This window comes from Dolichospermum circinale AWQC131C (assembly GCF_000426905.1).
Classification (GTDB): Bacteria; Cyanobacteriota; Cyanobacteriia; order Cyanobacteriales; family Nostocaceae; genus Dolichospermum; species Dolichospermum circinale.
Genome location: NZ_KE384629.1, coordinates 1 through 10,794 on the forward strand (window position 1 = coordinate 1; position 10,794 = coordinate 10,794).

The 10,794-nt window shown below is 36.7% G+C and carries 12 protein-coding genes; 2 read left to right on the top strand and 10 right to left on the bottom strand.

The window, feature by feature from the left end; genetic code table 11:
- Window positions 1-25 precede the first annotated feature (25 nt).
- The 8 genes from ACIR131C_RS22950 to ACIR131C_RS0115960 all read right to left on the bottom strand — a co-directional run bounded on the left by ACIR131C_RS22950 (window position 26) and on the right by ACIR131C_RS0115960 (window position 6,703).
- Window positions 26-244, bottom strand: coding sequence for a type II toxin-antitoxin system HicA family toxin (locus tag ACIR131C_RS22950; protein WP_051347594.1), 219 nt, complete (start codon window positions 242-244; stop codon window positions 26-28).
- Between the two features lie 2 nt (window positions 245-246).
- Window positions 247-453 carry a type II toxin-antitoxin system HicB family antitoxin gene (locus ACIR131C_RS0115930; RefSeq protein WP_028091006.1) on the bottom strand — a complete coding sequence of 69 codons (207 nt, stop codon included), beginning with the start codon at window positions 451-453 and terminating at the stop codon, window positions 247-249.
- A 159-nt stretch (window positions 454-612) separates the two neighbouring features.
- Complete coding sequence (trxA, locus tag ACIR131C_RS0115935; RefSeq protein WP_028091007.1) at window positions 613-930, bottom strand: thioredoxin; 318 nt, start codon at window positions 928-930, stop codon at window positions 613-615.
- A gap of 173 nt (window positions 931-1,103) precedes the next feature.
- Window positions 1,104-2,411: a dihydrolipoamide acetyltransferase family protein gene (locus ACIR131C_RS0115940; protein ID WP_028091008.1), complete on the bottom strand. Its 1,308-nt coding sequence runs from the start codon at window positions 2,409-2,411 to the stop codon at window positions 1,104-1,106.
- Between the two features lie 206 nt (window positions 2,412-2,617).
- Window positions 2,618-3,199, bottom strand: coding sequence for an archaeosortase/exosortase family protein (locus tag ACIR131C_RS0115945; RefSeq protein WP_196811789.1), 582 nt, complete (start codon window positions 3,197-3,199; stop codon window positions 2,618-2,620).
- A gap of 10 nt (window positions 3,200-3,209) precedes the next feature.
- The gene (hpsJ-A, locus tag ACIR131C_RS0115950; protein WP_028091010.1) at window positions 3,210-3,980 is read right to left on the bottom strand and encodes an HpsJ-like protein, cyanoexosortase A-associated; all 771 of its coding nucleotides are present in this window, start codon (window positions 3,978-3,980) and stop codon (window positions 3,210-3,212) included.
- 132 nt (window positions 3,981-4,112) lie between these two features.
- Window positions 4,113-4,562, bottom strand: a complete 450-nt coding sequence (locus tag ACIR131C_RS0115955) for a YlqD family protein (RefSeq protein WP_028091011.1) — start codon at window positions 4,560-4,562, stop codon at window positions 4,113-4,115.
- A gap of 167 nt (window positions 4,563-4,729) precedes the next feature.
- Window positions 4,730-6,703 carry an AMP-dependent synthetase/ligase gene (locus tag ACIR131C_RS0115960; RefSeq protein ID WP_028091012.1) on the bottom strand — a complete coding sequence of 658 codons (1,974 nt, stop codon included), beginning with the start codon at window positions 6,701-6,703 and terminating at the stop codon, window positions 4,730-4,732.
- Window positions 6,704-6,929: 226 nt separating this feature from the next.
- On the opposite strand from ACIR131C_RS0115960, the gene ACIR131C_RS24735 reads away from it, so the two are divergent.
- The gene (locus ACIR131C_RS24735) at window positions 6,930-7,166 is read left to right on the top strand and encodes a hypothetical protein (protein WP_231395477.1); all 237 of its coding nucleotides are present in this window, start codon (window positions 6,930-6,932) and stop codon (window positions 7,164-7,166) included.
- A gap of 385 nt (window positions 7,167-7,551) precedes the next feature.
- Here the strand turns inward: ACIR131C_RS24735 and recQ are convergent, their stop codons facing one another.
- Window positions 7,552-9,741, bottom strand: a complete 2,190-nt coding sequence (recQ, locus tag ACIR131C_RS0115970; protein WP_028091014.1) for a DNA helicase RecQ — start codon at window positions 9,739-9,741, stop codon at window positions 7,552-7,554.
- 271 nt (window positions 9,742-10,012) lie between these two features.
- Between recQ and ACIR131C_RS0115975 the strand changes: the two genes are divergently transcribed.
- Window positions 10,013-10,522: a DUF29 family protein gene (locus tag ACIR131C_RS0115975; protein WP_028085495.1), complete on the top strand. Its 510-nt coding sequence runs from the start codon at window positions 10,013-10,015 to the stop codon at window positions 10,520-10,522.
- Between the two features lie 11 nt (window positions 10,523-10,533).
- On the opposite strand, the gene ACIR131C_RS26170 is transcribed toward ACIR131C_RS0115975, so the two are convergent.
- Window positions 10,534-10,794: hypothetical protein (locus ACIR131C_RS26170; RefSeq protein WP_035372257.1), on the bottom strand; the 261-nt coding region annotated here is incomplete at its 5' end.

Here is a 10,794-nt window from a genome sequence, read left to right on the forward strand (position 1 = left end):
GCTAATTGAGAAAAGTCTGATATAATTAGTTTTCAGGATGATTATTTATATCGAACTCAGGTCGTATCAGTCCACGTAAAGTCCCTTTTGCCACCTCATGATGATCAGAAACAGACAAAGTTACTATTTCACCTTCTTTGACCAAAATTATATGACTTGCACTTTGGCGTGCAAATCGCCAGCCCAGCTTTTCAAAAGTACGAACTACTTCTTGTCCACTCAGAACAGGTAATTTTGATGCCATAACTATACTAAGACTTCTACTTGTTTAGTTTCAATAGTCAATGGCAACCCCATTTCTGCCCTAACCTGTAAGCAAGCAGAAATCGCATCTTGAATATTCTCTATAGCCTTGTCTTTTGTCGCTCCCTGACTAATGCAACCAGGAATACTAGGACATTCAATAATCCAGACACCATCTTCATCTCGATCAATCGTGACATTGAATTTCATACTAAGTTGTATTTAAGTAATACCTGTATTTTAGCTTTGAAAATTTCGATTGATTATTGGTCTTAATGGCAGATTAGCGCAGATTCTCGAAAAAAGTCAATTGCGATCGGTGAAAACTATAGAGACGCGGAATTTCGCATCTCTAATTTGAGAGACTATTTAAAGTAGTGGTTGTAAGTGTTTTACTAGCTGTTGTGCTTCCATAACACCTTCAATTCTGCCCACGGGTTGACCTTGTTTAAATAGTACCAAGGTTGGTAAAGCTGAAATTTGATACTGACTTGCTAGATTTCCATACTTTTCTGTGTCAATCTTGACAATCCGTAATCTGTCTTTTAATTGGTTGTTGACCTGTTCTAAAATTGGTACCATCATTTGACAAGGGCCACACCAATCAGCATAAAAGTCTACTAAGACGGGTAAATCTGAACCGGATAGCATTTCTTCAAAGCTATTGAATTGTTTTTTGGTTGTCATAACACACGCTAATTTTTAATGAATAGTTTGTTTTTATGTTAGTTCTTAGAATTTGGAATTTGTATATGTTTATATTTTTTATAGATCCCCGGTGTAGTCGCAAAAACCCAGCATTAGCCCCTCCCAGCAAGGAAGGGGAGAACTGGATGATCAATAATACCAAATAATAAGTATTACATCGTCAAAGACTGAGGATTGGTTTCAATCAACTTCGCTAGGTCTTGCAAGAATCCGGCGGCATCAGCACCATAAATGATACGATGATCACAGGTAATAGTAACTTGCATTTGTTGACGCACAGCAAATAACCCGTCGGCTGTGGCTACTACTTGGGGACGTGATGCACCAATGGCTAAAATAGAACCTTGTCCAGGAGGTAAAATCGCATCAAAGGTATCTACACCAAACATTCCTAAGTTAGAAAGGGTGAAAGTACCGCTGTTGTATTCTGCTGGTTGTAACTGTTTTGTTCTCGCGCGTTCTACTAAAGACTTCCAATTACGAGATAAAGAATAGATGTCAATTGCATCTGCATTCTGTAAAACCGGTGTAATTAATCCGCCGTCATCCATGGCCACTGCTACGGAAATATTAATGTCAGAGTGCTTAACAACGCCTTGGTCTGAATAACTGGCATTAAGAATGGGGTGTTTTTGTAATGTTACGGCTACAGCTTTGGCTAGTAGTGCCGTCATTGTCACACCTTTGGATTTAATTTGTTTGTAAAGTTTATCTAATCCATCGGTGCTGATTGTGTAACTAACACGGAATACAGGTGCAGATAGACTGGCTACCATGCCCCGAATGACGGCATTTTGCAAGGTAGTGAATGGTACTACTTGACCAGGAACAGAACTAGTAACTGCTTGTGTGGGTACAGGTGTGACTACTGGGGCTGGGGCGGTTACAGGGGCATTGGTGACAACGGGGGTAGTAACTGGGGTAACGGGGGCGGTAACAACGGGCGGAACTTTACCCACAGCCACCTCTATATCTTCAGCGACAATGCGACCGTAAGGACCACTACCTTTAAGGGTATTTAAATCAACTTTCAGTTCTTTGGCTAGTTTACGGGCGCGAGGTGAAACTACTACGCGACCTGGTTGATGGTTAGAACCATTTTGAGATGTAGTGATAGGGGTAGCGATCGCAGCAGCGGCTACAGGTGTGGGGGCGGGTGCGGAAGATGCAGCAGCACCGCCTGCGTTAGCTAAGGACTTGGCTGTAGGTATTTCTGCTTCTGTTTCGGCAATATAAGCGATCGCTGCGCCTACTGGGGCGGTTTCACCAGCGGCAACGATGATATGGGCTAGATATCCTTCATAAAAGGTTTCTACGTCCATATCCGCCTTATCTGACTCGACAACCACCACCGTTTCGCCTTTTTCCACTTTATCCCCCGGCGATTTGACCCAGGAGACAATTTTTCCTTCGGTCATGGTGGAACTCAGCGCCGGCATAAATACTTCGTTAATGCTCATAATGGTGGTTTCAGAATCAATAAATAATATATGGACTTTAATTTATGGATTTTAACAGTTTTATGATCAAGTTGGTGATTTTTTGCCAAAGATAAAAATCCGTTTTTTACATCAAACCCAACCAACTATGTCATAGTCGGCGATTCTGAAATCCTTAATTTTTATGATAGTTCTTCCTCGTCTTTCGCATTATAACATATTTAAAATCAATTGTCAACCTCTCGATCTTTTATCCCATTATTAACATAAACAAGAGTGCCTTGAGTAGTAGAATCAAAGCCCAAGTACCATAGAAGAAAAGAGGTGAATTTGGCAGAAATGACTGTAATCTTAATTAGCATTCCCAATAACTTTACCAAGATTTCAACCAAGGGAAATATGGCAGTAATTACTAAATATCGGCGAAATTGTTTAATTCCCTGAAATCCCGATGCTAATAAAGCGAAACCTACGGAAGTGATTAACGGTAGAAAATACCAGAAAATAGAGATTTCTTGGACTGAAAAATTTGCGTTGAGGTAGGGAATAATGATCAAACAACAACCAATAAAATTAGCTGGAAATACACTAACCAAAGTGAGATCATAGCGTTGCTGATAAAGATGCCATAGGATACTTCCATATAGTGTTAGTTCCAAGAACCATTGATTAAAATTTTGTTCAACTCGCCAATAAAGTGTGAGGTTAATTGCAGAAATCAATCCAAAGATGAATAGAAGTAGGAAAGTATGACTTGGTAAGTTAATTTTCCTGAATCTTTCTATTTTAAGTTTGATTGTTAACATCATCTGTAACATTTTAAAAAACTTGTCCTATTTTTAACCAAACAATCACAAAGGTAAAAGCAAGAATAAGGAGAGCAATAATAGTTCTAAAACTATTTTTCCATGTACTTCTAAGTTGTTGTCTCTTGGCTTGATTTGCTGCTTCGGTGATTCTTGTTTTAGCAATGAGTAAGTTTCGTTTAATTGAATCTTTGATTTGAGGCTCTGGTAACTTTAATTCCTCTGGGGTCAGGTTGATATTTCTACCAATAAGTTGGATTTGTGCTGTAGTCAGACCAGAATTGAGACCCTTTTCGATTTGAGCTATTTGTTCAAGATTGCCCTTTTGCTGTTCAAGGATCTGATTATTGACTGATTTTAATAAACGTCCTGTATTTACAAAAACCAGGGGAATTGCCAGGAAAAATGCGACTCCTATCAATAGGATTATCCAGCGAATAATTTTTTGAAAAATAATTTCTGGAAAGCGGATATCATATTGATTTTCGCTAAAATAGCGAGTAAAAATAAACCCCAAACCAATCAAAAAAATCCAACTGTGTTCAGTGAATGCGCTAATGGAATTAAGTTGACTTTCAAAGTTTTGCAGTTGAAACTGGGAAGCAACAGAGATAAAGTCTATAAATGACATAATCACAAGAGCATAACCGATGATTGGTAATAGACCAGTTACATCACTGCTATTTGAAGATTCCCCTCTAAAGTCAACTCGACTGAAAAATTCGATAAAATTTCTGACTAAAGAAAAAAAGAAGAAATTAATACTTTCTCTGATATTATTCATTTAGGTTAATATTCATTTTCCAGAATAGGTTAGTTACAGGTGTTGCTCAGATATAAAAATGGTGATACCTGCTCGAATTGGTTAAAAAAATCTCCTACTTTCCTAAGAAGTAGAAGATTTTTAGTATCATGTTTAGATGTCTCCGCGAATTTCTTCGACAATGCCGTCACGAAGGACAACTTCAACCTGCATTTTACTAATTAAGTTATCACCTAGTTCAATGCGAAAAAAGCTTTCCAATTGAAATTGGTTGACTTCTTCATCTAATTCCAACAATTGTACTTGCTGGAGGTTTTGCAGCATTTGATTTTTCTGTTCTAGAAGTTCACTTTTCTTTTGATTAACTTGGAGTTGAACGTTGTCAATTTGTTGAAGGGTCTGAGGTCCTGGTGGTTGAAGACTCTGTTTTTGAATAGCAGTAATTGCTCTTTGTCCTTCAATGTCTAATTGTTGTAGTTGTTGGTCAACTTGATTAATTTGAGCTTGTAATTGTTGGTGTACTTCCTCTTTCCAGAGAGGGGTAACTATGACTTTAACATTAACCGGGCGTTTTAAAAGCAATTGAGGGTTGGAAACATCCATAAAAATTGTCCGTTCACTCTTCAATAGTTTGTAGTATGGAGATGAGTTCAGATAAGATACTGATACTAGGTTTTCAGGCGTTGAAAAAATAATTTCTTTCTATTTCCTGTTTCTCCAATGGTTTCTGAAATCTGAAAGTTGGTAAAAACAATTTGCGATTTAGGGAATTATTTGGCAAACATTCCGTTAATAATATCGCAATATCGTTCCATCACAATGTGACGACGAATTTTTAATGTTTGTGTCATCATGCCATTTTCAATTGAAAACTGTTCCGAAATTAGTTTAAATGGTCCAATACGATCATCGGTTCGATAACCGGGACGGTTTTGAACTTCACGATTTAACTCTTGACGAAACAGATCCTGGACTATTCTACTCTCTAAGTCAATTTTTTGACTATCATTTATCTGATTTTGAGTTTCTGCCCATTTTGCTAAGGCTTCCAGGTTAGGGACAATTATGGCACCAATACTTTTTTGATCTTGTCCTACTAACATAATTTGGTCAATATAGGGCGATCGCAAACAAGCGTCCTCTATGGGCTGAGGTTCGATATTTTCGCCGTTGCTTAAAACAATGGTGTCTTTTGCCCTCCCTGTTAATACTAGGTCATTTTGCGGCGTTACCCAGCCTAAATCACCGCTATCAAACCATCCTTGGGGGTCTATGGCTTTATTGGTGGCTTGAGGATTTTGATAATAGCCTTGCATGATTTGTGGTCCTTTGAGAAGGACTAAACCCCGTTCCCCTGCTGGTAGGGGTTGACGAGTTTCTGGGTTGACAATTTTCACTTTTGTACCAGCAATTGGTTGTCCCGAAGAACCACGTAAATTCCGCCAAGGACGACGCGCATTAGTTACTGGTGATGTTTCTGTTAACCCATAACCCTGTAATATCTCAATACCAACGATTTCAAAGAAGTTATCTATATGTTTGGGAAGCGCCCCACCGCCACTAATAACGTGCTTGATTTTACCGCCTGTTGCTTGTCGTACTTTATGATAAACTAATTTTTCCCCTAGTATATGAATCGCTGATAATGCCAATTCGACTATTTTGGCTTGAAAACGCTCTATAATTCCAGCATTAATGTGATTTAAACTCAATCCCTGGGAAATACGCCGTGATTCAATATATTTCTGGCTGATTTCTAGTAAAAACTTCACCAATTTTTGTTTTTTGGCTGGTTGTTCTCGGAATTGCTTTTGCACGCCTTCATAAATTGATTCCCATAATCTTGGCACAGCAATCATATAATTAGGTTTGAATTTCTTTAGATCTCCTTTGACGGAACGCAAGTTAGTGTAAATTTGGCTACAACCTTGAGAAAGTAAGAAGTATTCACCGCTGCGTTCATAACTATGCCATGTGGGCAAAATACTGAGGACGGTATCCCCTTTTTTCGGTTGCACAATCGTTCCCAGAGTTGTAACTTGATGCAGTAAATTTCTATGGGAGAGCATTACACCCTTGGGTTTTCCCGTAGTACCGGAAGTGTAAATTAATGTCGCTAAACTTTCAGCACTATACTTATTTGTGACTAGTTTATGATTCCTACCAATTTCTAGTAATTGGGTAAAGTTGACTACTGGAAATTTTAGTTCTGCGGGTGGTATTTCGTCAGAAAGTATAACTACCAGTTTAATCGCTAGTTCGTTGAGGCGTTCCCCTAATTTATTTAAAGTTTTGATATCCTCAACTACTAAAGATGTACTGCCACTATGGGAAATAATGTAAAGTAACTCTTCTCGTTCTGCTTGAGAACTACGAACTGCATTTACAGCCCCAGCAGTCATGATACCTTGGTCCGCAATAAACCAACGCGGACTATTATCCGCAATCAAGGAAACTCGTTCTCCGTAGGGAAGATTTTCGCTATTATTTGTATTTACGCCTAATGCTTGTAAACCGGCTGCAAATTGGTTAATTTGTTCTGTAAGCTGACTATAGGTAATTTTTACTTCTGGTTGAGAATGGGGGTTATACAAGGCGATAATATCACCAAATCGCTTTGCAGCCAAAGGCCAAATTTCCGGTAATAAATCTACATTTGTGTAATCTACTAAACTCTGTAATGCAAGGCGTTCTCGTTGAGAAATGTTATTTAAGAAAGAAGTTGTAGATTGATTATTCGTCATAAATACTACTGTTAAATTCAATTAATCATGGTAGTTCATATTCAGTTTACATATTAATTCATAAAGGTTACTGTTAGTTTCCATCTACAAAATTCTATGCTAAACTGATTTTATATAGAGTAAATACTATGGTTAAGCCTTCGTGCATTGCCTGATGTTGCCATATATTTTAGTATTAACTCAACCGTTCTGATGTCGTTTCGCCTGGGGGTGATTCCCTATAGATATGATGGATGTATTATTACTGACAATCATCAACGCTGGGGCTTGTTTAGCTTTACCTAAGCTATTATCTATGGTTTCGGTTCGTAGAGCTAAACAGTCTCAACCATTGTCCGTTGCTTCCACTTGTAAACCCACCAAAGAAATAACTAGTTTCCCCTATTGTACAACCCATAGCTTAACGGGTAGTCAATTCTGTAAATTCAAGCCGCGTTTTTGTTCTCAGTGTTCTCTTAGCTAAAGTAAGTATTAGTGAGTAGTAGCAGTCCTCAATTGTTTGTGAATATCTTTATTTTTTCTCTGCGCTCTTCATAATTTTAGATCAAAACGTGAATTTTCACAAATTATACAGGATTGCTATTCATCAAAAACAAGAAAAAGGGGAACTTGCGGATTAAAAGTATTTAATTTACTTATGTAATATAAAAGATATTTAAAAACTAGAAGTTGATCAAAGCTAGTGTTTGTAAGGCAAAATAAAGATGTAGTGATCAAAGATAGTTATAAGGGAAGGTTATCTATGACTTTAATTCAGGGTATATTGCTCACGCTAATAAATGCTGCTATTTGTTTGTTTTTGCCTAAACTGTTATCTATAGCTTTATCTACAAAAAACAGCGTATAAACTAAAAGTCAATATCATCTTGAGTAGATTTATGTTTTTCTCTTCGCCACTTCGCCCTAACTAAACGAATTTCATCAAAGCTGTAGCTTGCTCCCAAATTTTCCCGAAGGGGTGTGAGAGAAATATCACCAACAACTTCTAAAATTTGCCAGATTTTTTTCTGACGTTCTAAAGGTACTAATTGACTGATATCTAAAGATTGTTTTTTCTCAATTAAATTGGAGAGATGATTAATAATTGTACCAGGTTTAACATTGCGTTTTTGGGCGATTTCTTCAATACTAAAACCCTGATTATATAACTCTAATGTTGTTAATTCTGTATCAGATGGTGAGTCAGAATAGGATGAAGAATTAACTCGATTAATGGTATTTTGTTGTAAACCTTGTTCTTGACGATAAGCCTGAATTTCTGCTAGGAATTTTTCGCCATATTGAGATAGTTTATAACTAACAACGCCGGAAATTTTACCAAATTCATCTAATGTTTTAGGTTGAATTTGTGCCATTAATTTGAGGGTAGAATCTTGAAAAATCATGTAGGGTGGGATAGATTGTTCATCTGCGAGTTGTTTACGAAGCGATCGCAATTTTTGAGTTAAAATTTCCACATCTACAGGTTTATTATTTCCATCTTCCCAGGTCATTTTTTGCGCTATGGGAACAGAAATAGAAACTGGTCGTTGTTTTCGCATGACTTCCCAACTTAAAGCATTGAGTTTTAAAATTGAATAACCGTCGCTAGTTTGTTCTAATAAACCTTGATGTAATAGTGATCTTCCTAGCATTCTCCATTCGTCTAATGTTCTATCTTTACCAATTCCATAGGTAGAAAGTTGATCATGTTTATTAACGACAATTTTCTGATTTTTCGCACCTCTTAATACATCAATGATATGTAACATTCCAAATCTTTCCTTACATCTAGCTACACAAGATAGAAATTTCATGGCTTCAATTGTCCAATCTTGTACAGGTTTAGGATAACGACAATTATCACAATTACCACAATTTCCCGGAAATCTTTCCCCAAAATAACTTAATTGAATTGTGCGTCTACAGTCTGTCCCCTCTGCATAATCTATAACTTGTCTTAATTGCTGTTTAGCTATTAATTGTTCTTGAGGATCGGTTTTTTGATTAATACTCCATTCTATAGTTTTAATATCACCATAATTAAAAAATAATGTACATTTAGAAGGTTCATTATCTCTACCAGCGCGGCCAGATTCTTGATAGTAACTTTCTAAATTTCGAGGTAAATCCGAATGAATCACAAAGCGAACATCAGGTTTATTAATACCCATTCCAAAAGCAATTGTCGCTACCATGATCCGCACATCATCCCGAATAAATCGAGTTTGATTTTTCGTTCTTTCTTCATCCGTTAAACCTGCATGATAAGGTAAAACTGAAACTTGATCATTTTGTAATTTTAAAGTTAGTTCATCAACTTTTTTGCGAGTTAAACAATAAATAATTCCTGAACCTTGATTTTCTCTAACTATTTCTAATATTTCAGAATAGGGATTTTTACTTTTATTTCTAACTTCATAATAAAGATTTTGACGGTTAAAACTAGCAATATGAATACTTGGTTGTTTTAATCCTAATTGTTCAATAATATCGGCTTTAACCCTATCTGTAGCTGTAGCTGTTAAAGCAATAGTAGGAACATTTGGATAACGTTTTCTGAGTAGTCTTAATTGCCGATATTCTGGGCGAAAATCATGCCCCCATTCTGACACACAATGGGCTTCATCTATGGCAAAGGTGGAAATTCCTACTTTTTCCTTAACTACGTCTAAAAGAGGCAAAAATCGGTCGCTAATCAAACGTTCAGGAGCGACATAAAGTAATTTTATTTTACCATTCATGATCGCTTCTTCACGAGAGCGAACTTTATAGGCATTCAGGCTACTATTGAGAAATGTGGCAGAAATGTTATTAGTTCTCAGTGCTTCCACTTGATCTTGCATTAAAGCTATTAATGGTGACACTACCACTGTTAAACCGGGTTTTAAAAGTGCCGGTAATTGAAAGCACAGAGATTTACCCCCACCAGTGGGCATAATTACCATTAAATCACGATTTTGTAAGGCATCTTCGATAATTTGCCTTTGTCCAGGACGAAATTGATCGTAACCAAAATGATGTTTTAGGGCTTGTTCTAAGTGGGGGTACTGAAGCATGGTAGATGGTTGTCGCGTGTCTGAGTTGTGATGAAGATATTAAAATTTTAACGCACTTTGGGGAATGGGGAACGCTAGAATTTATAGATAGGAAAATGTCAGAATCAGGATATCCAGGATAAAAGGATTAACAGGATGAAAATAGGGATTTGATCACCAATTACTGATTACCCATTAGCAGCCTTAACTAGATATGTACCAATATGGGTTATTATAGAACATCAAAAGTACAAAATCAACTAATAACTGCTACTAAGTCAGGTCAATAAACATGACGCAAGAATTAATGGAATTAAAACGAAGTATTTTAGAAGGGCGTTATGATGATGCCTTGGAAATTCTTGATGATTTGGAGGATATGAGCAAACAGGGAACTTTGCGAAAAATAGAAGCTTTTTTAGTGAGGTTGGTTATTCATCTGATTAAAAATCAAATTGAACAGCGTTTAACTAATTCTTGGATTGCTTCAATTTCTGATTCTGTGATTCAAATTGCCAAACTGAATATTAAAGATCATCAAACATCCTATTATATTAAATCTGATCAATGGGGTGAATATTTAGCAGAAGCTGTAGAAATGGCAATTCGTCCTGCTAGTGCGGAGATTTTTGGTGGGACTTTAAAACCGAGTCAAGTTTCTGGAAGATTACAAGAAAAAGAATTAATTGATTTTGCGGAAAATCTTTTGTTGTTAACTTATGAATATCAACCTAAAGAGTTAGCAAAGATGATTGATAATTATTTAGCACAATTACCAGGAGGTGAAGATTGGTTTGAGTAATTTTGGTAAAACTAAGAAGTTTTAAATCTCTGGGAAATACTATAGAAAATGTTTTTGACAGTGCGGAATGAACGAGTAAAAGAGAAAGGTTGATGCCAAGTCTGATAAAATTCTGGATAAAGCATATTTTGAGCGATTTTCCCAATGAGTTGATAATGTTCATTAGTTAGCTGATAACCACTTATGGCTTTAATTACCATAGGTTGATCACCAACGCCTATTTTCCCTAAGCTATCAGCCGCCCGCCTACGGGTATATTCATCCTGTGATGT